This window comes from Rahnella inusitata (assembly GCF_018288855.1).
In the GTDB taxonomy this organism is placed as follows: Bacteria; Pseudomonadota; Gammaproteobacteria; order Enterobacterales; family Enterobacteriaceae; genus Rahnella; species Rahnella inusitata.
In genome coordinates this window covers 4,201,447-4,225,883 of record NZ_CP065024.1, presented here as the reverse complement: position 1 = coordinate 4,225,883, position 24,437 = coordinate 4,201,447, and the positions used below count along the sequence as shown (strand labels likewise).

The 24,437-nt window shown below is 53.9% G+C and carries 23 protein-coding genes and 1 pseudogene; 10 read left to right on the top strand and 14 right to left on the bottom strand.

Translation table 11 applies throughout. The features are described from left to right. Positions 1–7: 7 nt before the first annotated feature. From I2123_RS19825 to I2123_RS19800, 6 genes are all read right to left on the bottom strand, one after another. Positions 8–973, bottom strand: coding sequence for a Csu type fimbrial protein (locus tag I2123_RS19825; RefSeq protein WP_112164110.1), 966 nt, complete (start codon positions 971–973; stop codon positions 8–10). After that, entirely contained in the window at positions 957–3,506 is a 2,550-nt protein-coding gene (locus I2123_RS19820; RefSeq protein ID WP_244879857.1) for a fimbria/pilus outer membrane usher protein, read from the bottom strand. The genes I2123_RS19825 and I2123_RS19820 overlap by 17 nt, the downstream gene beginning before the upstream one ends. Before the next feature lie 16 nt (positions 3,507–3,522). Next, positions 3,523–4,320, bottom strand: a complete 798-nt coding sequence (locus tag I2123_RS19815) for a fimbrial biogenesis chaperone (protein ID WP_112164112.1) — start codon at positions 4,318–4,320, stop codon at positions 3,523–3,525. An 18-nt stretch (positions 4,321–4,338) separates the two neighbouring features. Next, positions 4,339–4,869 carry a Csu type fimbrial protein gene (locus I2123_RS19810; protein ID WP_213051342.1) on the bottom strand — a complete coding sequence of 177 codons (531 nt, stop codon included), beginning with the start codon at positions 4,867–4,869 and terminating at the stop codon, positions 4,339–4,341. 13 nt (positions 4,870–4,882) lie between these two features. Next, positions 4,883–5,398: a Csu type fimbrial protein gene (locus I2123_RS19805; protein WP_213051341.1), complete on the bottom strand. Its 516-nt coding sequence runs from the start codon at positions 5,396–5,398 to the stop codon at positions 4,883–4,885. Positions 5,399–5,467: 69 nt separating this feature from the next. Next, the gene (locus tag I2123_RS19800) at positions 5,468–6,013 is read right to left on the bottom strand and encodes a Csu type fimbrial protein (protein ID WP_112164115.1); all 546 of its coding nucleotides are present in this window, start codon (positions 6,011–6,013) and stop codon (positions 5,468–5,470) included. A gap of 427 nt (positions 6,014–6,440) precedes the next feature. Between I2123_RS19800 and I2123_RS19795 the strand changes: the two genes are divergently transcribed. Then, positions 6,441–7,217: a YdcF family protein gene (locus I2123_RS19795; RefSeq protein ID WP_213051340.1), complete on the top strand. Its 777-nt coding sequence runs from the start codon at positions 6,441–6,443 to the stop codon at positions 7,215–7,217. Here I2123_RS19795 and I2123_RS19790 read toward each other — a convergent pair. After that, on the bottom strand, positions 7,196–8,728 hold the full coding sequence (locus tag I2123_RS19790; protein ID WP_213051339.1) for an MFS transporter: 1,533 nt from the start codon (positions 8,726–8,728) through the stop codon (positions 7,196–7,198). The genes I2123_RS19795 and I2123_RS19790 overlap by 22 nt on opposite strands. Positions 8,729–8,843: 115 nt before the next feature. On the opposite strand from I2123_RS19790, the gene I2123_RS19785 reads away from it, so the two are divergent. Next, positions 8,844–9,725 (top strand): LysR substrate-binding domain-containing protein, encoded by an 882-nt coding sequence (locus I2123_RS19785; RefSeq protein WP_213051338.1) that lies wholly within the window; start codon positions 8,844–8,846, stop codon positions 9,723–9,725. Here the strand turns inward: I2123_RS19785 and I2123_RS19780 are convergent, their stop codons facing one another. The 4 genes from I2123_RS19780 to I2123_RS19765 all read right to left on the bottom strand — a co-directional run bounded on the left by I2123_RS19780 (position 9,726) and on the right by I2123_RS19765 (position 13,339). Beyond that, the gene (locus I2123_RS19780) at positions 9,726–10,856 is read right to left on the bottom strand and encodes an aminotransferase class I/II-fold pyridoxal phosphate-dependent enzyme (RefSeq protein ID WP_112164119.1); all 1,131 of its coding nucleotides are present in this window, start codon (positions 10,854–10,856) and stop codon (positions 9,726–9,728) included. Positions 10,857–10,883: 27 nt separating this feature from the next. Next, on the bottom strand, positions 10,884–11,708 hold the full coding sequence (locus I2123_RS19775) for an amino acid ABC transporter permease (RefSeq protein WP_112164120.1): 825 nt from the start codon (positions 11,706–11,708) through the stop codon (positions 10,884–10,886). After that, entirely contained in the window at positions 11,708–12,526 is an 819-nt protein-coding gene (locus tag I2123_RS19770; RefSeq protein WP_213051337.1) for a transporter substrate-binding domain-containing protein, read from the bottom strand. The genes I2123_RS19775 and I2123_RS19770 overlap by 1 nt, the downstream gene beginning before the upstream one ends. 153 nt (positions 12,527–12,679) lie before the next feature. Further along, entirely contained in the window at positions 12,680–13,339 is a 660-nt protein-coding gene (locus I2123_RS19765; protein ID WP_213051336.1) for a DUF1345 domain-containing protein, read from the bottom strand. A 159-nt stretch (positions 13,340–13,498) separates the two neighbouring features. Here I2123_RS19765 and I2123_RS19760 point away from each other — a divergent pair, with 159 nt between their 5' ends. Together I2123_RS19760 and I2123_RS19755 are read left to right on the top strand one after the other, a co-directional pair. Beyond that, a complete protein-coding gene (locus I2123_RS19760; RefSeq protein WP_213051335.1) occupies positions 13,499–14,791 on the top strand; it encodes a hypothetical protein in 1,293 nt (430 codons plus the stop codon). Further along, the gene (locus I2123_RS19755) at positions 14,788–15,426 is read left to right on the top strand and encodes a LysE family transporter (RefSeq protein ID WP_112164124.1); all 639 of its coding nucleotides are present in this window, start codon (positions 14,788–14,790) and stop codon (positions 15,424–15,426) included. The genes I2123_RS19760 and I2123_RS19755 overlap by 4 nt, the downstream gene beginning before the upstream one ends. Positions 15,427–15,429: 3 nt before the next feature. Here the strand turns inward: I2123_RS19755 and I2123_RS19750 are convergent, their stop codons facing one another. Further along, positions 15,430–16,242 (bottom strand): helix-turn-helix transcriptional regulator, encoded by an 813-nt coding sequence (locus tag I2123_RS19750; RefSeq protein ID WP_213051334.1) that lies wholly within the window; start codon positions 16,240–16,242, stop codon positions 15,430–15,432. Positions 16,243–16,853: 611 nt separating this feature from the next. On the opposite strand from I2123_RS19750, the gene I2123_RS19745 reads away from it, so the two are divergent. Then, positions 16,854–18,215: an APC family permease gene (locus tag I2123_RS19745; protein WP_112164325.1), complete on the top strand. Its 1,362-nt coding sequence runs from the start codon at positions 16,854–16,856 to the stop codon at positions 18,213–18,215. 56 nt (positions 18,216–18,271) lie between these two features. On the opposite strand, the gene I2123_RS19740 is transcribed toward I2123_RS19745, so the two are convergent. Both I2123_RS19740 and I2123_RS19735 read right to left on the bottom strand, forming a co-directional pair. Further along, entirely contained in the window at positions 18,272–18,595 is a 324-nt protein-coding gene (locus I2123_RS19740) for an AzlD domain-containing protein (protein WP_213051333.1), read from the bottom strand. Further along, positions 18,592–19,260: an AzlC family ABC transporter permease gene (locus tag I2123_RS19735; RefSeq protein WP_213051332.1), complete on the bottom strand. Its 669-nt coding sequence runs from the start codon at positions 19,258–19,260 to the stop codon at positions 18,592–18,594. Before I2123_RS19735 ends, I2123_RS19740 begins: the two co-directional genes overlap by 4 nt. A gap of 98 nt (positions 19,261–19,358) precedes the next feature. On the opposite strand from I2123_RS19735, the gene I2123_RS19730 reads away from it, so the two are divergent. The 5 genes and pseudogenes from I2123_RS19730 (at position 19,359) to wbaP (ending at position 24,389) form a co-directional block, all read left to right on the top strand. Continuing rightward, entirely contained in the window at positions 19,359–19,907 is a 549-nt protein-coding gene (locus I2123_RS19730; RefSeq protein ID WP_213051331.1) for a helix-turn-helix domain-containing protein, read from the top strand. A 373-nt stretch (positions 19,908–20,280) separates the two neighbouring features. After that, a pseudogene (locus tag I2123_RS25745) lies at positions 20,281–20,370 on the top strand (antitermination protein BlgG); the annotation flags it as partial. 921 nt (positions 20,371–21,291) lie between these two features. Next, positions 21,292–21,885, top strand: a complete 594-nt coding sequence (locus I2123_RS19720; RefSeq protein WP_213051330.1) for a helix-turn-helix domain-containing protein — start codon at positions 21,292–21,294, stop codon at positions 21,883–21,885. A gap of 91 nt (positions 21,886–21,976) precedes the next feature. Beyond that, the gene (locus I2123_RS19715; protein ID WP_213051329.1) at positions 21,977–22,663 is read left to right on the top strand and encodes an EAL domain-containing protein; all 687 of its coding nucleotides are present in this window, start codon (positions 21,977–21,979) and stop codon (positions 22,661–22,663) included. A 295-nt stretch (positions 22,664–22,958) separates the two neighbouring features. Continuing rightward, the gene (wbaP, locus tag I2123_RS19710; RefSeq protein ID WP_213051328.1) at positions 22,959–24,389 is read left to right on the top strand and encodes an undecaprenyl-phosphate galactose phosphotransferase WbaP; all 1,431 of its coding nucleotides are present in this window, start codon (positions 22,959–22,961) and stop codon (positions 24,387–24,389) included. Positions 24,390–24,437 lie beyond the last annotated feature (48 nt).

Below are 24,437 nucleotides of genomic sequence, written 5' to 3'. Positions count from 1 at the left end.
CCCTTCTTTAATATGTCACCGTCACCAATACCGTATCGCTGTAATTTCCGGCGGGCACGTTCGCCTGCGTGGCATTTACCGTCGCGGTATAGGGAATGCTTTGTGATAAACCGGTGCCCGTTGCCGCGGTATTGTTGGCGGTCGTCCACACTGTCGCATCGGATTTGAGTAACTGATATTGCAGATAGCTGGTCACCGAATTAACCGTTGATGACATCTGCCGGTATGAGCCGTTACTGTTATTGCTGCTGTTGAGGTTGACGCTGTACGTCGCGCCCAATGTGCAGCGCACACTCAACGAGTTGGAGGTTACGGAAGCGAAACCTGCCGGGAATGCCGCCGAGCCGAAATTGACGTTGGGCGCACTGTCGATATAGCAATAGTTAGTGACCGCCAGCGTCACGGCGATGGCGGTATTGGCCGTGCCGTCGGTGTAGACGCAAAGCCCGGCAACGCCGATAAAACAGATATGGTAGGCCCAGCTGATGTTGATGGTATCGGTGTAGGTTCCGGCCTGCAGGTTAGAACCGGTCGAGGTTTTCAGGTACAGCGGAAGACTGCCGTCACTGGCGTTAAACAATCCCAAAAGCCCGAGCAGCGTGGTGCTGCTCCAGGTGGTCGATGAACCGACGTTGACCGGCGTCGCGCAGGCGCTATCCTTACAAATAATGTAGGGCAGATACTGTTTGCTGGTGTCGTTATACAGCCGTGCTGAAGTGCCGGAGGCGTTGGCCGTCGAGGCAATGGTCGCCGTTACCGTGTTGGTGCTGAGCAAGGAAAGCGCACTGCCGGTGCACGTAAAACCGCTGGTGGCCGTCACCTGTTCGGCGGTCGTACCGATGGTAAATGAGTTATTGGAAGCAAAGGTCCCGCTACCGGAAGAGCTGGTACACGCCGCCTGCGCGGCCTGAATGCTGAAAAGCAGCACGCCGGACATCAGCATTCTGACCGTCCATCTACGGATTTTGTTCATTGTTCTCTCCTGATACCGGGCCGTTGCGACAGACCAGCGGGCCGACCTGCTCGATGCTGTGACTGTTAACGTTGAGGTCAAAGCCAATCCGGCAAACTGAGCCATCTTCCTGACGTATGCTCAACATGTTGTGAGGCGCAAGATTGCTGAAATAGGCCAGACCGCCATAGCCAATAACGGTGGTTTGCTGGCTATTTTGTTCAGTGACCAGCGTGCCGATTTTCAGCGGCTGGCCCTGGCCGTTGTGCAGCGTGATATTGGCGGACAGGACTTTTTTCACCCGGAACTCCACCACCACGCCGCTGCTCTGGCGCACGGAAACTTTGTCGGTAACGCGGGTCGCCACCACGTCAGCCGGTAACGGCAGAGTGTCGATATCCACTTTCGCGGGATAATAGGAACTGACCGTCGGGATCAGCAGGTGGCCGTTTTTGTCGGTATTGCCCTGTTTTTGATTCTCATACATCACCGGCACGCCCGCGTAATGACCGGTATCCACCACGATAAAGGCGTCGTTGATTTTATCCGACAGGAAGACGTCATTGGCCATGAACACCACCGATCCGCTGAGATCTGCCCAGTTAGTGTATTTACCGGTTTCACCATACATTCCTCCTTCCAGCGTGGCGTAGCGCGTTTTCCACGTCGCATCGGCCTGCTGATACGGATCCCGCCCGCCGGTATAAGCCAGATTCCAGCCCAGCCCGCCGTCAGTCGGCGCGGTTTTACTGGCGCTGAGCTGCTCCTGATAATTGCCCGCACTGTCGCGCTGCATCCCGGCGGTGACGCTCGCCCCCGAATCCAGCGGCACGATGAACTGCAACTGCGCGCTGTAACCGCTGTCGCTCAGAGTTTTGTTGACCGACAGGAACATACTGCTTTGCCCCCACAGTGAGCGGCTGTAGGAAAGATTGAGCAATCGCGTATGGCTGCGGTCGTAGGCTTCGACGTCGTAATACCCGATACCTACCGTGCCGTTGGACGGGCCGAACGGCGAGGTGCTGAACGTCACCTGATCGGCCTGGCGGCTGAGGCGAGTGTCGCTGGTGTAAGACGTCAGATCCTGAAAGCCGGGGCTGCGGGTTGAGCGCAGCGCCGAAAGGCTGAAGCGGGTGGAATAGTAGGAATACCCGACCGTGTACTGATTGCCGCTTTTCTGGTCAGTGTCACCGTCAGCATTGGCCGACGCGCTGATCATCCCGTTATTGTTCGGCACGCCGTTGATGTTGAGCTGGGTGCTGTTGTTATCAGTATTGAGTTCGCCGCTGTCCGTCGGCGCACGACTGGCGCGGCTCTGGCTGCCGGAGACGCTGATTGTTCCCCAATGCCCGACCGCCATATCGGCACCGATGCCGCCCAGCGTCAGCCCTTGCGTGGCTTCGCCGTGTGAGGAGAGCGTCAGATAATTGTTGATGCCATAGCGATAAATGCCGCTGAACGCGGCGTCGGAATAATCCCCGCTGGTGATACCGTAGTTTTGCCGCACGGCCCCCAGTGACGCATCGAAATCACTCAGTCCCTCGCGCAGCAGGGTGTTCGAAACATAAAACGGTACGCTGGTGGAAACCTGACGGCCAAGGGCGTCGGTGGTAACGACGGTCGCTTCCCCTGCACCGTTGATGTACGGCACGTTGGTCAGCGTAAAAGGCCCGGAATTTAGGTTGTTGCTGCTGGCTTTATACCCGTTGAGGAACAGATCCACCGTGGTCGGAACCGCCGCCGTGCCGCTGTATTGCAGCAGCGGATAGGTCACCAGATCAGGCCGCACGCTGAAATTACGGCTGATACGTAAACCGGCCATGCGCGCCGAATTACTCCAGGTCAGCGAGTTACTGACGAAATCCCCGACCTGATAACTGATCAGCCGCTGTTCGTCGTTATAGCGCCAGTAGGTGTCGTAGCGCAGATAACCGTCCTGCGCACTGCCGCCGTTATTCCCGCTGTTATCCATGTTGTAACGCCAGGTGCCGGTATTGGTCAGAATGCCGATGCTGCTGAATAAGCGTTGTTCCAGATAGGTGGCGACCGAGCGCGGCCCGTCGTGCGGATCGGTGTAATAGGCGTCGTAGTTGAACAGTAACCCGGTGCTGCTTTGCGCGGGCGTGTAGCCGATCAGGTTATCGCCGCTGACATCCTGCTTCGGCAACCAGTCATCCGGCACCTGAATGATCATCTGCTGAAGGGCGGCGTTGTAGCTGGCTTTCACGCCGGGCAGCGCGGAGACGTTCACCAGCCCCTGCTGCTGGCCGTTGGTGTGCACATGGTTTTTCGCCAGTACGCCCGATTCCACAAAGTAGGCGCCGCTGCGCCAGATGACAGGCACCACCTGATTATCGGTCTGGCCGTTGACCACCAGCGTCAGATAATAGGTGGCGTCCATCACGACAGGCGCGGCGCGGGGTGCATCCGGCAGCGCACCGTACTCATCGGCCAGGGCCAGCAGCGGAAATGCGGACATGCCGGTGCTGCCTGCGTAAATCAGGCACAGGCTGAAGGATCGTCTGCAAGACAGCCTCAGGCGTCGTGATGACATCGCTTACGCCCCGGCCTTATTCGCCGCGCGGGATCACGATGGGCTGGGTGTTATCCGCAATTTGCGCGTTGAGCTGTCCGCCGGGGATCACTCCCGCTGGCACCGGCCAGCGCATTTCCTGCCCCGGCAGCACGTATCCCATAAACCCGCTGACCATGGTTTTGACGCCCTGTTTGTTATTGCCATTCGCCGACCAGAATACGTTGCTCAGACGCGCGTGAACGGTGCCGGTATTTCTGACTTTGAGCAGCATTTTGCCGCCTTCGGTATCCACGCTCCATTTCAGTACCGGCCTGGTGGCCGAAGCCGGATCGCGTTTCACATCGGTACGGTCGTTGGTCCATATGCCTTCGCCATCTAGGAATAACGGCAGCAGATAGCGCATCTGTAATTGCAGGCCGACCACGGCTTTGGACTGGCCATCCGGGGAGGCATTCAGTGAAGAAGGGATTTCATCAATGATGATACGAAAGGATTTTTCGGTTTTGGCCGGGACGGGCGTATTGCGAATCAGGCGGATCAGCTGGCGCTGGCCGGGTGCCACGGTGGCAAACGGCGGGCTGGCGACGACCTGGGTTTGATCGGCATAGCGTTCGTTAAAATTCTCCTGCTTCCATGCCATCACCCTTACCTGCAATGACACCGGATCCGCTCCCCGGTTTTCCAGCCACAGGGCGGAACCGTTCTGGTCGGCCTCGATTATCTGATACACCGGCCAGACCAGCACCGAACTGGCGGCAAAAGCCTGTCCGCTCACGCACAGCGCACACACCATAATCAGACGGGTTATAACGCGTAAAAAAGTGACAGTCATGGTTCACATCCTGATGATTCAATAAGTTAATGTCACGGTCACCGTGTCGGTGTAAGTGCCCGCAGTGGGTGACGTCGTGAAGGAAAACAACCGGGCATAGACCGGGTAAGTTTGCGTTGTGGCCGGAAAGCTGCTGACGGTCATCGCCAGCGCAGCCGTTCCCCACACCCTGGTATGCGCTGAGTCCTGATAAAGCTGATAAGCCAGCGTGGCGGTCGCACCGCTGTTGGCCATGTAACGCTGTGTCGCCGAACCGCCGTGGGTGCCGTAATCCATGGCAATCGCCACCGTCGCGCCGGGGGTGCAGGTCACGACGACGGAACCCGCGCCGGAGGTGCTGACCACATCGATGTTGGCAGGAACGGAGGCAAAGGAGCCAAAATTAATGGTGCCGAGGCTGGTGACCGGGCTGCTAAGGGATGTGCCAAACGCGCAGCCATTGGTGATGGTGGCGTTGACGGTAAAGCTGCTCGTGGCGGCGGCTGCCAGCAAGGCAGGGGAAAAGAGGATTGACCACGAAGCCAGCAGGAAGAGGGCGCATTCAGACATTTTTCGGCCCCCGCTACCAGCTGACGGTAACATTGACCGTGTCCGTATACACACCGGCGGCGGGTGTCGTTTGCATCGGCACCCGGCCATACACCGGATACCATTGATCGGTGCCGGAACCCGTGCCGCTGAGGCCGGTAACGTTGTCCCAAATCGTGGTGCGTGGCGCGCTGGTATAGAGGTTATACGCCACCGTTAATGCGCTGTTGGTCGTGTTTGCCATCTTGCGGGCGGTCACGCTGCCCGCAGTACCACCGTCCATCAGGATTTTGTAGCTCAGCCCGCTGACGCAGTTAACACGAATCGACCCCGCCAGCTGGGCGCTGGTGACGTTGATAGCATTGGACAGGGTGGCGTAGTTACCAAAGTTGAGCGTACCGAACGTCGTGTTGCTGCCCACCGTTGTGCCCGCCGTACAGGCAGGCAACAGTGTTGCGGTTATCCCAAGCGTCGCAGAATACGCAGACGGGATAGCCGCCTGACATAGCAGCACAATCAGGGCTGGCAACAACGGTACTTTGATGTCCATGACCATTCCTTCCTTGACTGACCCTTTTTCCAACCGTTCAGGACGTCTCAGCCCTGACGTGTCAGCGAATTACCAGGCAAGGGTGGCGACGACCGTATCGTTGTAAGTTCCCGCAGCTGGCGTGGTGCTGGTCTGGTCAGCAGGCAGTACGCGACCATAAATCGGAATATTTTGCGCAGTGGTGCCCGTACCGAGAGTGATCGGCGTATTGATCGCGATTTCGGTAGTACGCGCTGTGTCGGAATAAAGACGGTAAGGGATGCTGTTGCCACTGGAGGTCATGGTACGTAAACCGCCGGCTGCGGCGAGGCCGCCGTTGAGTGAGAGGGTCGGGCTCAGACCGGTACTGCATGTGACGGTCACCGCGCTGGTGCCGTTAGCGCCGAGCACTGTCCCGTTGATTACGCTGGTTAAATCGGCATAATTACCAAAGTTCAACGTACCCCACTGGTTAGTCCCGCCGGTGGCGGTGCCGTTACCGACGGTACAACCGGTGCTGATAGTCAGCTGAACGCCCACTTGCCCTGTTAATGTCCCGGCTGCCTGTGCGCCTGCGGTCAGTGTTAACGTTGCCGCGGCCAGAATAGCCAGTAATAAAGAATTTTTTTCGCCCATGATGACTCCCAATACCTGCTTACACTGGTGTGCATGCATGCCATCGCTTTCGCAACGGCATGTGGAAATCCTCTGGTGGTCATGAAGTAATCAAAACAGCTAAAAAAAACAATTACCGGCGACAAAACAGGCGGGATTCGTGTTTCTCACAAACCTGGAAAAGATCCCTGACCCAAACAACATGATGAAATCGACCGTTAAGGTTAAATATAAGTTAATAAATTTACCTTAAGGAGATCTTTACGTGATTTTGTCGAATAAGGATAAAAACACCATAAAAACAAAATTAATAAGTTTTTATCCCGATGAAATGACATTTTTTATCATTAATGATTAGTGCTCCTCATCTGACCGGTGAGGTTTTTTAACCATTTTTTGAGTAGTGTTATAGGTTTATGATAGTCATCTTTATCAGACGGAGGTGGTGATGTTTTCTGACGCAGTGATCGACGATATGAACCGGCTGGCGCGATTTCTCTCTCTGGACCGGACCTCGGGAAATGGCCCGACGGGCGAACCAACGCTGCTGATCCTGCTGGGAAACGCCATTTTACCCACCGCTGAAGCAGCATTTCAGGCGCTGGAACAGGGCAGAGTTTCACGTTTGCTGATCGCCGGCGGTATCGGCCATTCGACTGAACTGTTGTATCACGCCGTGCAACAGCACCCGCGTTATCAGCACATTGCGACGGCTGGCCGCAGCGAAGCCGACGTGCTGGGAGATATCGGTGTGCAGTGTTTCGGCCTGCTGCCTGAGCAAATGCTGCTGGAAACCGGCTCCACCAACTGTGGCGACAATGCCGTGCAGGCGCGACGTGTGCTCGGGCAGGCGGGCGATGTCCATACGCACATCTTGCTGACGCAGGATCCGCTGATGCAACTGCGTACCGACGCCAGTTTCCGTCACGTCTGGCGCGACCGACCTGACATCACTTTCACCAGCTGGCCGGTGTTTACTCCGCAGCTTGAGCGCAGCGGCGACGGGCTGCGGTTTGCCGGTTGTGATAATCAACATCTGTGGTCGCTGCCGCGTTTTGCCTCTCTGCTGCTGGGTGAAATCCCGCGTCTGCGCAATGCACCTGGCGGATACGGCCCGCGCGGTGCGGGCTTTATTGCGAAAGTGGAAATACCGGCGGAGATTGAAGAAATTTATACCCGTCTGCGTCCGGTGCTGGAAGCCGATTACGGCGACAGATCGTTCTGACCGGCAGGCGCGGCCTCGCTTTCCTGCTGATTGCCTTTCAGCGCCAGCAATACCACCAGCGCTGAAAACAGCGTGATCGCCATCAGACAGAGCAGTAACGGATGCAGTGCCGCGGTATATAACTGCTGAAGCTGCGCCGTGCTGGCCTGCGGGATAAGTTGCTGAGCTACCGTCAGATTCCCGGTTGCCAGCCGCTGCGCCGCCAGACTGAGGTCGCCGGAGGTGAAATGCGCCGCCAGCGCGCTGTGGCTCATTGAAGCAAGGATGGCGCCGACAATCGCCAGCGAAATCCCTTCACCGGCCACGCGGGTGGTGCTGAAAATCCCGGTCGCCATCCCCGCACGTTCTTTCGGAACCACGCTGACCGATAAGCCATCCATCAGCCCCCACGGCAGACCGGTGCCGATACCAATGACCAGCATCGGCGCAACCATCGCCGTCACGTTTTGCGCCAGAATCGCCTGACTCAGCCAGCCCAGCCCGGCGGCGGCAATCACCAGCCCGGACGTACACAGTACGCCAGCGGAAATCCAGCGTGTCAGCCATGCCGCCAGCAGCGGAACCACCAGCATCGGTACGGAAAGCGCCATCATCATCAGCCCGGCGCGTTCCTCGCTCAGCCCTTTCACGCCGATAAACAGCATTGGCAGAATCACCAGCAGCACGACAAAGCAGAATCCGGTCGCCAGCGGCAGCGCCTGTACGCCGATAAAACGCACGTAGCGGAACAGCGATAAATCCAGCATCGGCTGCCTCACGCGAAGCTCGACCCACACAAAAATGGCCAGCAGCAGCAGAGCGCCGACCAGCAGCGCCAGCACCTGCGGGCTTCGAAGACCGTATTGCGGAATGGCCATCAGCGCCCAGGTCAGCAGCGCCAGCATGGCGGTAAACGACACCGTACCCGGCCAGTCGATACCGGACGCCTGCGAATTACGCGTCTCGCGCATTTTGGACGCACCGGTGATAAGCGCCAGCACGGCAATCACCGTCGCGGAAAAGAACACCGAGCGCCAGCCGAAATGGGCAATCAGCGCCCCGGCGAGAAACGGCCCGAACGCCAGCCCGACGCCAAAACTGCTGCCCATCAGGCTGAACGCGCGGGTGCGGGCAGCGCCGTCAAATTCCTGCGCCAGTGCGGCGGCACCTCCGGCCAGCGCGGCGGCAGCGGCGACGCCCTGTGCGGCGCGCAGCAAATCAATCCACAGCAGACTGCTACTGAACGCCTGCAACAGGGAAAGCAGTGCAAACAGTGAAACCCCGCTGATAAAGACTTTTTTGCGGCCAATCTCATCGGCCAGCGCACCGGCGGCCATCAGGAAACAGCCAAACGTCAGCATGAAGGAATTCGTGACCCAGCTTAGCGCCTGCGCGCTTCCGCCGAGTTCGCGGGCAATGACCGGCGTCGCCACCGCGCCGCTGACAAAATTTAGCGGCAGGATCACCGCCGCGATGCAAACCGTCACCAGAACCCTGAGACTGCCTGCCGGTTGCGTTGAGGATCTATTCATAAGTTTGTCCCGTAGTGGTATATATCGTTGATGATAAATTGTCGGCAATCTGGCGGAAACAGGCTGAAAGTCCGATGATTCAGGACTAAAACGCTCGAATAAGGAAGAAGGGTAAATGGATAATCTCAACGGATTACTGGCATTTGTGCGTGCGGTGCAAAATGAAAGTTTCGCCGGAGCGGCGGAGCGGATGGGGATTTCGGCATCAGCGGTGGGAAAAAGCGTGGCGCGGCTGGAGGAAAAGCTCAGCGTGCGGCTGTTCAACCGCAGCACGCGGCGCATCAGCCTGACCGATGAAGGCCAACTGTTTTTCGAGCGTTGCCAGAATATTGTGGCGCAACTGGAAGAGGCAGAGCAGGAGCTGGTGCGGATCTCCGCCGTCCCGCGTGGCAAATTACGCATCACGGCACCGGCCATCGGTTACCGGATCCTGCTGCCGCATCTGCCGGAATTCCGCCAGCGTTATCCTCAGGTTGAGCTGGATCTGGATTTCAGCGACCGGATGGTGGACGTGATCGATGAAGGATTTGATATCGCTATCCGCAGTGGTGAGCTGAGCAGTTCGCAGATGATGTCACGCCGGCTGGGGCCGTTTCGCTTTGCGATTGTCGGCAGTCCGCTGTACTTCGCGCAACATGCCGCACCGCAGATACCGCAACACCTGCAACATCACGACTGCCTGCGGTACCGTTTTCCGGGCACCGGCCAGTGGCAGGAATGGGCGACCAACAGCCCGATCCCGCCGGAACTGCCGCTGGCGCTCAGCAGCAATAATCTGGAATCTATTTTACAGGCAGCGTTGCAGGGGCTGGGGCTGGCGTATGTGCCGGAGTTTATCGTGCGTAACTATGTGGCCTCCGGCGAACTGATCTCTGTGCTGGAGACGCACCTGAAAGAGGGCGGCAAGTTCTCAGTCGTCTGGCCGAGCAGCCGCCACATGCTGCCAAAAGTGCGGGTGTTTATCGATTTTCTAACGGAAAAACAGGTTCTGTGCTGATCACTGTTTATCCAGCCATTTGCCCATTTCCGCCAGCGCCTGATCCAGATTGGCACGGCCAAAACCGATGCGCAGAAAATCTTCTGACACCGGGTTCAGCTCTGAGGCGTAGGTGACGGAAGGAATGACCATAACGCCCGCTTCCTCCACCAGCCTCGTGGCGAAGACTTCTGCGCCTTCCGGACCGGTATAACGCGGGAACGCCAGTACACCGGCCTTCGGCACGGCGAGACTGAACCTGTCCGGATAGCGCGCCAGAAACGCGGTGAGCGCCGCGAGCTGGCTGCGCGAGCGCTCCATCACCCGTTCGAGGATCGGCGCGCGGGCGTTGAGCGCAAGGGTGGTCAGAAATTCGCCGGGCATGGAATTGCAGATCGACAGATACTGCTTCATGCGTTCGAGCTTTTGCATCCACACGTCGTCCTGACAGGCCACCCAGCCGATGCGCAGGCCCGGCAGTCCGTAGGCTTTTGAGGTGACGTTGAGCGAAATGCCGCGCTCGTAAACGTCCGCCAGCTGCGGCAGGCGATCCGCCGGATCGAATTCGGTCAGGCGATACACTTCGTCGGAGAAAATCCAGATCCCGCGTTCGCGACATATCTCAATCAGTTCGTTCAGCTGCTCCCGCGAAATCAGCGCGCCAGTCGGGTTGTGCGGGAAGTTAATCACCAGCACCTTGGTATTCGCCCGCAGCGCAGCGCGGACTTTTGCCGTATCCAGCGCCCAGTCATTATTCTCATCCAGCGCCACGCCGGTCACGTCACAGCGCGACATCGGCACGCTTTCCAGCGACTGATAATTTGGCGTGATGACGACCGCGTGATCGCCAGGTTCGAGCAGCATCTGGAAACTGGCGTAAATGGCTTCGTCGGCTCCGGCAAAGCTGATGACCTGCCGGGGCGTGACCTGCCGGTAAGTGGCGGCGATGGCTTCGAGCAATTCCGGCGTACCGCGCAGCGGCGGGTAATCCAGCATCGTTTGCATAAACGGCGCGCGATGTTCTTTTCCCGCCAGTTCAAACAGCGTATCGATGCTCATCGATTCAGGGTAGGAAGAGGAAAGCGGAAAACGGACGGCGTGTTCCAGCCGTGAGAGATAGCTGATTAAACGAAAATCTTCAGGAAAAGACATGGCGTATCCGTAATAAAAGTGGCGAAATTAGCGGCGATGACCCTGTGCAAAACGGCGCTCAAGGCGACTTTGCAACAGCTCTAAGATAATCGACATAATCCAGTAAATCGCGGCGGCGGTGGCCAGCATTTCCATGTAGCGGTAGGTGCTGCGGCCATACGATTGCGCCAGAAAGTTGAGCTCCCACAGCCCCATCAGCGAGACCAGCGAGGAGTCTTTCAGCATTGAAATAAACATCGAACCGGCGGGCGGAATAATGATGCGCAGCGCCTGCGGGGCGGTGACGTGGACGGCCACCGTCCAGCGCGAGACGCCGAGTGCCAGCGCCGCTTCCTGCTGGCCGCGCGGCACCGAGAGCACGCCGCTGCGGATGGTTTCTGCCAGATATGCGCCATAGTTCATCGACAGCGCAATAATGCCGGAGCTGAGCGCACCGAGCACAATCCCGAACTGCGGCAGCGCCAGATAGATGATTAACACCTGCACCAGCAGCGGTGTGCCGCGAAACAGCGAGGCGTAAAACGTCGCGCAGCCGAACGCCAGGGCGTTATTCGACATCCGCCCGAGTGCGGTGATCAGGCCGATCAACAGGCAAAAAAACATCGAGCAGGCGGTGATCATGATGGTCAGCGCCGCGCCCTGAATAAATCCGTCCGGCGACAGGCGCAGGCCGAGCAGGAACGGCAATTTCTGGCTGATGAGGCTCCAGTCCAGCCCCATCTTGCTGAAGGTGCCGATCAGCAGGCTGAGCAAAATCAGCCACGTCAGCCCGGTTTTAAAGGTAAACGCGTGCGCGCGATGCCAGCGTTCAGGCGTTTCAACCTTCGGCTGGCTGTCCGGCATTTGTGGCATTACGGCACCTCGTGGGTAATGTCTTCGCCCAGCCAGTGCTGGGAAATTTTGGCCAGCGTCCCGTCGTCGCGCAACGATTTAATGGTGTCAGCGACTTTCTTATCCCACTCGGCGTCGCCTTTGTCGGTTGCGACCCAGTTCGGTTCGGCGTAAAGCTCAGTGACGATTTTGAAGACCGGCGCACGTTTGATACGCGCATTGGCGGTGGCTAAATCCGAGACCACGCCGTCAAGACGTACGCCCGGCCCGAGCGCCAGATTTTGGAACGCCACTTCTTCATCGCTTGGAATGACCTGCACGTTATCAAACGGGAAGACGATCGGTTTGCTACCGGGGATCACCAGCGTTTTTTGCAGATAAGTTTCGTAAGTCGAACCGATACCGACGCCAATCTTTTTGTTGCTCAGATCAGCGGCGGATTTGATGCGGTCATCTTTCTTATTCACCACCAGCACCGCCGGGGAATTGTAATACGGCGTCGGGAAATCCAGCACTTTGGCGCGTTCGGTGTTTGGCGTCATCGAACAGATACAGCTATCCCAGCGCCCCTGCCATTTACCGCCGACGATGGTTTCCCAGCCCGGCGCGATCAGTTCGAGTTTCACGCCCATGCGCTGTGCAACGGCTTTCGCCACGTCGACGTCAAAACCGGCCAGCTGGTTGTTGTCATCGATAAAACCAAATGGCGGATAATCGTTAACGATGGCATTGCGCAGGACGCCTGTTTTGGTCACGCGATCCAGCGTGGTGCCTGCAAGCGTGGTGGCAGAAAACAGCGTGGTGGCAAGGAGTGTCAGGGCAACAAACGAAGTGCGCATAAGCAAATCTTTCCTTAAACGTAACCAAAATGGGGGAATATTGTAAAAACCTACACTAAGTTTTAGACGTATAGAAGTCTAAAATCGCTGTTTTATGGCTTATAGGATTCTGTGCGGGAAATTCCACGGATAACAGTGAATTACTTTGCGCGCCTAGTTTAACAATCCCGCGCCAACGTTAATCGACAGCCCCAAAATCGCCAGATTAAAAACGAACGAAATCACCGACTGCAACAGCGCAATCTGGCGCATATCGGTGGTGCCGGTTTCCACATCGGCGGTCTGTGAGGCGACGGCGATGGTGAAGGAGAAATACAGAAAATCCCAGTAGCCAGGCTGCTCAGGCTTTTCTGGGAAAATCATCGGCGTCACGTCTTTGCTGCGGCGCAGATAATGGTGATGGGCGTAGTGCATGGCAAACGACGTCGGCAGAAGCGCCCAGGAGGCGATCAGCGTCGTGGCGGTCAGCAAAATATGCAGGGCGCGCGGCGTACCGCTCAGGTCCTTGAGCGAACCGAGTTCCATCAGGATCGCCAGAATGCTCACCAGACAGGTGATCGTCACCATGCTCAGCACCAGGGTGGCGCTTTCATCCTGCGTTTTGGCGATGTGCGGAATATTTTTCGCCTCGGTGCGCAGCATGCGAAACCACAGGAAAAACAGATACAGCCACGCCAGCGCGTTCCAGCCGATCAGCAGGCGCTGTAACAGCCCGAGATGGGCGGGCAGAAGAAAAAAGCAGGCCACCCCGGCCAGAATAGATATCAGCAACCGGGAGCGCACCTGCAAATAATGTTTGAGAGAAAAGCTCATGGTGTTAAGCGCTTAGCAAAGAGGGAACGGATGACTCAACTGTAGTCGTTGATCGCAGGCTTGGCACTTCTTAGCGGGTGCGCAATTTCTTCCAATACCCGATGTGGCGGGAGTGATGTAGTGAGTTCACCTCTCTACCCGCACTCAGGATTTGAAATTATGTTTACTACGTCATTCTGGCCGTCTGCGACGGCATACCAGGTTTCTATGATGGATCTGGATGTCCCGGAAAATATCAATCCTAAAGCGGTGCAAACCATTCACTATTGCCTGCGTCTGACCGAGGCCATCAATCAGCTGGAAGCCGCCTGCGAAAGTCGTTTGCTCGATACGCTGCGCGAAGAAATGGCGATCCAGTGTTTCCGCTTAGCGCCGCTGTTTGACGATCCGGATACCCGCCGCGGCCTGTTCCTGCGCGCCGAAATTCTGGCGGATGATTCCTGTGGCAAAACCGTGCTGCCGCAAATTGCCGGTCTTGATGAGCAGCAGTTGGTGCTGGGCATCGGCAAGACCTCGACGTGGGTGGGAAAATCGAAACAAAGCTATTACTCGTCATGGTTCGGTGAACCCGCGCCGATGTTGCAGGAAATCTCCGACGTGATGGACAGCCTGTTTCCGGAAAGCCTGCTGTTTCTGCAAAAAGAAATCGCCGCCGACCTGCTGGCGCTGCCGGGCTGTGCGTACAAGATAATCAACCTGTTCGGCATTGCAGGAGAAGCCAACAGCTACCCGAAACACTTTGCCTATTTCTTCCCGGAAGATGAGGGGCTGAAGTATTCCCCGGTCAGGCGCACCGTGGTTTTCGCCAATACCTACCTGCAACTCTTCGAGATGTTTTCGCGTACCGAAGCCTCACGCCTTGGCTGGGCGGAAGACGAATTGCCGGAAAGTCGCGTTTGTCAGCGTTATTTGATCGCCTGGTTCCGCGGGCACGATCTCGGGCATTCGCTGGTGCGTAATGAAAACGTATTTCCAAAGATCAGCAAGATTGATCGCTGGGGATCGATGATGGTGCAGGAAGCGCTGGCCGATCAGTTCGGCTTACTGATGTGCCTGACGCCGCAGGTCGCCGACGGATTGCAGCTCGACCGAAACGTGCTGGCGCGGATCTATTTCCTCGAGATCCTGCGCTATCTGCGTCGGGGGCCGTCGAGTTATCCCGACGCCGGAGCGGCCTGGATCCAGTTTAATTATTTGCGTGAACACGGCTGCATTGAGCTGTCGGCAGAGACCATCGTTTTCCACCCAGAGCTATTCTTTACGCAGATGGCCAGCCTGACGCGGCTGATGTGCGAAGAGCTGCTGGGCGGCGATGCAGAACGCGCCAAAGCCTTTATGCAACAGCATTGCCCGCACACCAATCCTGAAGATGTCGGGATCCTGATGGCGCGCCTGGGCACCACTAATGACGTGATCGAGTACAACCAGCTGATCAAGAGATTTCCGCTATGATGCCGTTTTCAAATGGATTTTTGCTCAGTCTGTCGCTGTGTCTGGACATCGGGATTGCCAATATTGCGATGATCACGCTGGCGATGCAGCGTGGTTATTTCCACGGTTTCTGGCTGGGGATCGGCACCTGTATTGGTGATCTTATCTACGCGGTGCTGGCGCTGGCGGGCATGACGATTTTGCTGCAATACCAGAGCGTGCGCTGGGTGTTGTGGGTAGGCGGTTCCCTGATGCTGATGTGGTTTACCTACAAGATGATCCGGGCGGCGCTGGCACCGGCAGAGAATATGTCTGCCAGCGATAACGGCCAGCCACGTTCGGTACTGCGTAATTTCGGGCGCGGCGTGGTGCTGGCGATGTCCTCACCGACGGCGATCCTGTGGTTTGCGGCGGTCGGTGGCGCGCTGATTTCCCGTATGGGGCAGGGCGGTACAGCGAATGCCTCGTGGTTCCTGACCGGCTTTTTTATTGCCGGCGTATTCTGGACGGTGGTGTTGTGCTGCGTCGGCAGTTGGGGCGGGAAAATGCTGGGCACTAAAATGCTGAGATATTCTTACGTCGCCTCGGCGGCGATCTTCTCCTATTTCGCCATTTACGTGGTTATCTCCGGCTATCGCGAATTTATTTTGGTATAGGTGTCAGTAGTTTGCCTGGCCGCGTATACCGCAGGCATTCAGCGACTGCGAATACAGATGGGGAGTGATCCCCATCATTTTGCGGAAGGTATTAATGAAGTGGCTTTGATCGTAAAAACCGAGGCTGATGGCCACGTCCAGCGCATTGTTGTTTTTACGCAGCTGATTGCGGGCTTCCAGCAGCCGTAACTGCATGTGGTACTGCAACGGCGGCATACCGATGTGCTGACGGAACAGCCGCACAAAATGGAATTTACTCAGCCCGCTGACCTGCGCCAGCGTGTCGAGGTGGATCTTGCGGGTCAGGTGATCGCGCATAAAATCCAGCGCCAGCGTGACAGGCCGCAGCGATTGCTCCTGCTCTTTCGCCGGTTCTTCCAGCAACGCGCCCAGCAACCACAATAAGTTTTGCTCCTGATCGTCATCGTTCAGGGTGCGTTTGTAATGGCGCAGCGCGGAAAACAGCGCCGGATTACTGAGCACGCCCTCGGTCAGCACCGGCGCGCAGTGATCGGATCGCAGATTGTGATCTACCGAGACCTGTCGCAGCAACGACTGGGGAATATGCACGCTGAGGAATTCGACTTTCTCATCGCCAAACAGTGAGGATTGCACCGTGGCAGGGTTATAAATCGTGATTTGCCCGGCGTGAACCAGCTCGGTTTTACCGTGAAGCCAGATCTCTTCCGTACCGGTCAGATTGGCGCTGATCACGTATTCATCGTGGGTGTGACGCGGGAATGAGGAGTTACTCGCGGTCAGATGCGAGCATTCAATATCGTTAGCCATCGTCCATTCAGAAATTGAAAGAGACACGTAACACCCCTGAATTGATTGCGGCGGGAAAGCAGATATTTCTCATTTTCGATCTCATCCTTTTCATTCTTGCTACATGACCGGTTTTTGTAAACTCTGAACGTGCAAAAGAGCACACGAACCAGAATTTTAAGATTTTGCCCATGCCTGTCCGGTCACGTGCTGGCGGAATTTTTTGTGAGGCGGACATGTTAATTAACAGGCTTAATCGTTATTTTTTGATCGCCATTGTCGCCGCTTTATAAAACTAATAACCCGCCAGTCCCTTTTGTTTTACATCCCAAATACATTTAATAAACCCTCAGAGAACCGGGTTTGGCAATACGTGCCAGATTTGGCTGCGTATTTTATTTATTGCCTGCGTTTGGCCTTCTACGGCTTGTCATTTCGGTCATTAATAGGGCAAAATATGCGCCCCGCAAAACGGGGATAACCCGTTTAGACGTCATTCAAGAACACATTCTTCTTACAAGAATACATTCAAAAACCAGAGGCCGGGCTTCGTACCGGATAGATACTTACTTTCAAATACCGACAGTCATGTCGCAAGGAAACATAAATGGTGCATCACTCTCTTTATGTGGCGTTCTCCGTCATGGGAATTAAAAATCATGTCAGATAACGTCATCTCAGGTAGCACTTCCCGCGTGGAGCTGCGTAAAACACTTACGCTGGTTCCGGTTGTGATGATAGGCCTGGCCTATATGCAACCTATGACCCTGTTCGATACGTTCGGTATTGTCTCTGGTTTGACCGACGGCCATGTGCCGACGGCTTATGCTTTCGCCCTGATTGCCGTGCTGTTTACTGCGCTGAGCTACGGCAAGCTGGTGCGTCGCTATCCTTCGGCGGGATCGGCCTATACCTACGCACAAAAATCTATTCATCCGGTGGTCGGATTTATGGTCGGCTGGTCGTCTTTGCTCGACTATTTATTTGCGCCGATGATCAACATCCTGCTGGCAAAAATCTATTTTGAAGCACTGGTGCCTTCGGTGCCGTCGTGGATATTTGTCGTGGTGCTGGTCGGCTTTATGACCCTGTCGAATCTGCGCAGTATCAAAACCGTTGCCAACATTAATACGTTGGTCGTGGTGTTGCAGATTATCCTGATAACGGTCATCACCGGCATGGTGATTTACGGCGTTAATCACGGCACCGGTTATGGCACGCTGACCAGCACCCAACCGTTCTGGGGTGAGAATACGCATACCGTGCCGTTGATTACCGGCGCGACGATTTTGTGTTTTTCATTCACCGGTTTTGACGGTATCAGCAATCTTTCGGAAGAAACCAAAGACGCCGGGCGGGTTATTCCACGGGCGATTTTCCTGACGGCGTTAATTGGCGGCGCGATTTTCATCACCGCGACCTATTTCCTGCAACTTTATTTCCCGGACATCTCCAGCTTTAAAGATCCGGACGCGTCACAGCCGGAGATCATGTTGCAGGTCGCGGGCAGGGCGTTCCAATTCGGCGCGCTGGTTTTCTCCAGCATCACCGTTCTGGCCTCCGGCATGGCGGCACACGCGGGCGTTTCCCGTCTGATGTACGTCATGGGCCGCGACGGCGTCTTCCCGAAACGCTTCTTCGGCTATATTCATCCGAAATGGCGTACGCCGTCCTTTAACGTGATTCTGGTCGGCGCGGTTGCGCTGATGGCGATTAACTTTGATCTGGTCACGGCAACGGCGCTGATTAACTTCGGTGCACTGGTGGCGTTTACCTTCGTTAACCTGTCGGTGATTTCGCAGTTCTGGATCCGTGAGAAGCGCAACAAGACCTTTATGGATCACTTCCAGTATCTGTTCCTGCCGATGTGCGGCGCGCTGACGGTGGGCGCATTGTGGGTAAATCTGGAAGAAAGCTCGATGATCCTGGGGCTTATCTGGGGCGCGGTGGGTTTTATCTATCTGGCCTGCGTCACCAAAAGTTTCCGCAATCCTGTACCGCAGTATGAAGATGTGGCGTAAGGCTGATTCTCAATAACGTAAAAATGGCTCCGCAGGGAGCCATTTTTTTTCACACGTTACGCAATTCCCGCCAATCGCATGACCGCCGTCACCACCGCTGCAGCGATAATTATCACGATAAGCGGCGCCTTGCGCCATGCTAAAAACAGCGCTACGCCGACGCCGGTCACGCGGGCGAGTCCGGCAAACTGCGCACCTTCAAACAGTGCGGTTGTGGCGGCCACCGCCAGTAATAACGTCGTGGCTGAATCTGATAGCATCGTCTGCGTCGCAGGGGATAAATTCAGGCGCGAGCCCAGACGGTAACCGGCCACGCGCATCAGGAAAGTGCCAGCGGCCAGCACGGCAATACCGGCAACCCAGAGCGTTTGCTGCGTCATTTTCTATTTCTCCAGGTCAGTAATCCCAGCAGTGAAAACAGCACCGGCATACCGGCGGGAACGAACGGCACCGCCGCTACCGAGATAAGCGCACCGGTCGTAGCCGGGATCAGCGTTCTGCGATTTTTAAGCGCCGGGAAAATCAGCGCCAGCAGAATGGCGGGGAAAACCGCGTCCAGCCCGATGGCTTTAATATCAGGAATAAATTGCCCGATAAACGCGCCTGCGATGACACTGACCGGCCAGAACAGCGCGATACCCACACCACACAGCCAGTACGCCGTTTTGCACTTTTCATGCGTAGGCTGGGAAATCCCGAACACCACACTTTCATCATTCATGATATGGCAGCCGAGCCAGCTCAGGGGCTTTTGGCCGACCAGATCTTTCACCGCAATGCCAAAAGGCAAATGTCGCGCATTCACCAGCAATCCGGCAGCCGCCGCTGCGAACGGGCTGCCGCCTCCACCGACAATGGCGATAAACAAAAACTCCGAGGCACCGGCGAGGACCAGCAAAGAGAGCGTGAGAGGCACCCACAGCGGGAAGCCCCCGGCAACCGCCAGAGAACCATAAGAGATACCGACCAGACCGTCGGCCAGACAGACCAGAAAGATGGCTTTCACCACATCATTTCCGAGCGGAGAAAAGAGTTTCTGACGCATAATTTAATCCCATAACGAACGAATAATCATTATAATGAACGCATCTGAATTGTTCTTCAAGTCGAACGATCGTTCGTTATAGATAAAAAGGGACTGCAATGTCACAACCTATCAGCGTTATTTCAAAAGGTCTGGTGCGCGAACGTCAGCGGACCGGACTGTCACTGGCGGAAGTAGCCCGTCGGGCAGGGATAGCGAAATCCACGCTGTCGCAGCTGGAGGCGGGCAATGGCAACCCGAGTTTAGAAACGTTATGGGCGCTTTGCGTCGCGCTGGATATTCCTTTCGCCCGGCTGATGGAGCCTGAGCAAAATAAAATGCAGGTGATCCGCCGCGGCGAGGGCCCGGCGGTGGTCGCGGAACTGGCAGATTACAAAGCAGTGCTGCTTGCCACCTGTCCGCCGGGCGCACGTCGGGACATTTATCTGCTGACTACCCAGCCGGGCGCTGATCGCGTCTCCAGCCCGCATTCGCAGGGGTCGGTCGAGCACATCATTATCACCCAGGGCCGCGCGCTGGTCGGGCTGGTCGAATCGCCGGTTGAGCTGAACGCGGGTGACTATATTTCCTATCCGGCAGACGTGGAACATATCTTCCGCGCGCTGGAACCGGACACTATGGCGGTGCTGGTGTCGGAGCAGAGTTAAGAGATCTGTTTTAAAGAGTTCGTGATATTCCTCCCAAAAAGTCATTTATGCGGTTGCTGACCGGATAGCGGTATGGCGATACTCCACCACGCAACGGGTTAAGGCCGGTTGCCAACGCATTTTTATTGAGGCGTGTCACTGCTCAGGCAGGCAAGACCAAAATAAGAATGCACTTCTCCTTAGGGGAGGTGCATTTTCATTTTGGTCTTTTTTTTTGTCTTTTTTCACCGGGGAAAACATATGGATTACACACAGCTGGGCAGTGAAATTTTAACGCACGTCGGCGGCAGGCAGAACGTCAGTAAACTGACGCATTGCCGGGCGTGATAAGCGTGGTTGAACGCGCAGGCCAATTCCAGATTGTAGTGGGCAACTAAAAAACCTGCCGGAAATGGAGATGTCTAACGATGAGTTGCTGTATCTGGTGATTCACCTGACGCGCATTACTCAGAGCGATGCCTGAAGGTTAACCCAATGCTTTTAAACGCAGGGGAATGGAATTAAAAGTACGGGCATTTGTTGTATTAGCACGTGCGGGAAAACAGCAGCAGCCAGCCATTCACTACCCGATTCTTACCGGGCAACTATTCCTGAGCATGTTTCACGTCCAGAAACTATTTTTCTGTAAGACTTTTTAATCACTAAAATGTTGAGAGGATTCTTAATTAAATCGCTTTATAGGGTAAGAATGCTCTTAATATATTACTCTCTAATCCCGCCTTTAATTGCCATTGGCCGTTTGAAATCATTACCTAAATCACACGAATTTCATTAATTAAGAATGCTCTTATAAAGCATCTTATTTTTTAATAGGGGTTTGAATGTGCATAACCCTCCTGGAAATGCTAATTAATTTTTAGCTTCCATGAGGTTTTCAGAATGTTACCCAAAATCGAAAAATTAGTGTTATTTTTGATAAAAAACTAAAGCTAAAATTCCCTCTAAAAAAGCGCAATATCCTGCCTTAATCAAAAAATACAGATCAATACACGTGTTAATAAAATTATGTCAACGATCAGAATTACGATTAAGAAAGGTCTTAGATTTCAATGAATATTATGGGTAAAAGCGTTACATAGCTCACATATTGACTGAGAATACGAATTATTAGTAAGACAACGCCTAGTGTTTGGTGGGCTAATAGCGATAAGAAAGTGTAAATCGATCGGTGAAACCTATTGTTTGGCGTAATAGTGAGCGAGATAAACGATTTGAAGAGTTTTGGCTGCGGATTACTCTACGTACAGTAACTGGTAAGGAATAAATATGAAGTAAGCGGTGTTAATAGTTATGTTTTTTATCTCGTTCTGAAAGTGCTCTATTCTTCCCGCTTTTTTAGAGAAGGGTCTGAGCGTTTTTAAAAACCACACTATTAGGCGGCCCAATGCCTCGGGTAATAATCTGGAGTGAGTGCCAGTTCACTAAACTGGCGTTAAAAGAAATAATCTCCAAGAAGCTACCTTACGTTAACGGTGTCATTTTCTATGACCGTGACGATAGGGTGAGTTTGTTTACCAAAGATTATCTGATTATTGATCCCTCTGGAGGCGGTTTTCATAAGTGTTACGAGTTTCTGAACGAAAATATCAACATACTTGATCCCGAGCGAATACTGATAGTTTCTTCCGAAGTCGATATGTTGATGCTGGGACTTCTGCTAAAGAAACAGTTCAAGTTTCTCAAAAAGAAGAAAGGGTTGTCTGAAATAGTCAGTGCAGTACAGCAATTCATACAGCTTCAGAACATGACCGATAACAAGGAATCTGTTGATTATAAAATTACCAAGATGGAGGAAAAGGTTTTAGTGATGATGATGTCCGGTCTTTCTGTCACCAGCATCTCTAATATTTTAAAGCTGAGTGTGAAGACCATCAGTGTGCATAAGTGTAATTCTTTAAGAAAGATTGGTGTTGACGCCAGTAGCAGCTCTGCTTTGTTCTTTTTACACAAGCATGCTGTGGGAAACAGAATTGTCTAATTGAAATTCAATACACCAGGCAAGCATTGCTGGTTTTTGACCCACTTTTTTCGATGAACTCTTTTTGATTATTTTAGCCATGGGGTAAGGGATGCGTACGGTTAAAAGAAGTGATTCCAGATATCTCTTTGAACCCATAGTGACAGTCTCGGGCGGGATACTGGGTTTTGAGCTGGTGAAAAAATCAAAAAATAATGAATACTCTTTAGAGTCGCCTTTGCACAGAAGTGACGAACCGGCCAAAGAGAAAATAAAAGACTTTTTCGATCAGGTCACCCTGGCCAGCATTAATGCAGACGTTTTTATTAATAACGGCTTCCTGCTTTCAATACGTATCGACTACGAGATAGCCTGTCATATTGTGAATAACGCCGCTATGCGTAAAGTCTTGCAGCAGCACAGTTATATCAGACTTGCCGTCAGCGAGTACTTTCCAGAGTTCAGCACAGGAGAAGCACGTCCGGTTCTTCACGCTCTGTCCAGGGACTGCCCTCTATGGCTAGACAGTTTTGGCGAAGGCAGTACCAGTCTTGCTCTTGTTATGAATGAAAAGTTTGAACATATAAAAATAAGTAAGCAGTTTTTTTGGCAACACCAGGGAACCATCTCGTTTCGCAAAATAATTGAGCATCTTTTACCGTACAGCCATGGCGTCATTATTGGCGGTATCGAAAGTGCCCGTCATATTGAGTATTTAAAAGGCAGTAATATTCAGGCGATGCAAGGCCAGTTGTGGACGCCTTATAATCAGGAAGAACTTATTCGGTCTTTTTTCTGATTGAGTTGACTGTCATTAATTTTACAAGTTTTTAGTTATAAAGAATTATCACCAGAAATATTCGGTGAGGGGATTCTGTTGTCCGGATTATTGTATTCATTTTTTGGCAAATTGGTGGCCGTAAACCAGGGGCGGTAGCGTAGCCAAAATTAGCTGAATTTGAAAAAACCAAATAATTACAAAAATCAGAAAAAGCCATGCTGATGCCCGGTTTATCAGCATCTTATTTATCACCATATCATCGTTTTTTCTATTTTCTGAAGAGGCGATAATGATTACTCATTGTGGGGGGTATATGAAATTTCTCACCAGGAATATTTACGCCAGCTTATTTCTCGCCCTGTCCGATTTCCTCAGTTTTACCCTTTCGCTTTATCTGGCAAAAGGAATACTCAGCAGCGTGATGACGCACTTTGAACAACGCATTCCGGATGCACAAACGTCGGGTTGGATCGTACTGCACGGCCTCCTCGCCTTTTGCTGCGTGGCGTGGTTCCACCTGCGGTTGCGTCATTATTACTACCGCAAAACCTTCTGGTTCGAGCTCAAAGAGATACTGCGCACATTGCTGATTTTTGCACTGGTCGAAATTGCCGTCATTGCATTTGCAAAATGGTATTTCTCCCGCTACCTCTGGGTACTGACCTGGATGCTGGTCCTGATCCTGGTGCCTCTGGCGAGAATGCTGACCAAGCAGGCGCTGCATGCTTTCGGATTCTGGCAGCGTGACGCCATCATCATCGGCAGCGGTAACAATGCCCGCGAAGCCTACGGCGCTATTAAAAGTGACAGAAACCTGGGGTTACGCGTCACTCAGTTTATTTCCAGCGAAGCGGGAGACAAACCGGGCGATACGATTGAAGGCGTCAGCATCATGCCGTCTGATGAACACTGGGTACGGGCTAACGTCGGTAAAAAGACGCAATTCATTGTGGCGGTTGAATCCCATCAGAGCGGGATCCGCAATGCGTGGCTGCGGGTATTTATGATCCACGGGTACAGCTCGGTTTCGGTCATTCCAACCCTGCGCGGTATGCCGCTGGATAACACCGATATGTCATTTATTTTCAGTAAGGAAGTGATGATATTTCGCGTGCATCAAAATCTGGCGAAATTATCATCGCGTGTGACGAAACGCCTGTTCGATATCGTCACCTCGCTTTCTATTATCATCTTGTTATCCCCGCTGCTGATTTATATTACCCGTAAAGTACGCAAAGACGGTGGCCCGGCTATCTATGGACACGAACGTATTGGTCAGTCGGGAAAGCCGTTTAAGTGTCTGAAGTTCCGCTCGATGGTGATTAATTCTAAGGAAGTGCTCGAAGAATTGTTAGCCAATGACCCTGAAGCCCGAAGGGAATGGGATATTACTTTCAAATTGAAAAATGATCCGCGTATTACGTCGATTGGTCATTTTCTGCGAAAAACCAGTCTGGATGAATTGCCGCAATTATTTAATGTGCTGAAAGGTGAGATGAGCCTGGTGGGGCCGCGACCGATCATAACCGCAGAACTCGGGCGTTATGACGACGAGGTCGAATATTACCTGCTGAGTAAACCGGGCATGACCGGATTGTGGCAGGTGAGCGGACGCAGTGAAGTGGATTATTCCACCCGCGTTTATCTTGATGCCTGGTATGTCAAAAACTGGTCCATGTGGAACGATATTGCCATCTTATTTAAAACGGTCGGCGTAGTACTGAAAAAAGAGGGTGCGTATTAACGTATTGCCATAATGAGAAAGTCATCATTTATTAGCTTGATTTTTATA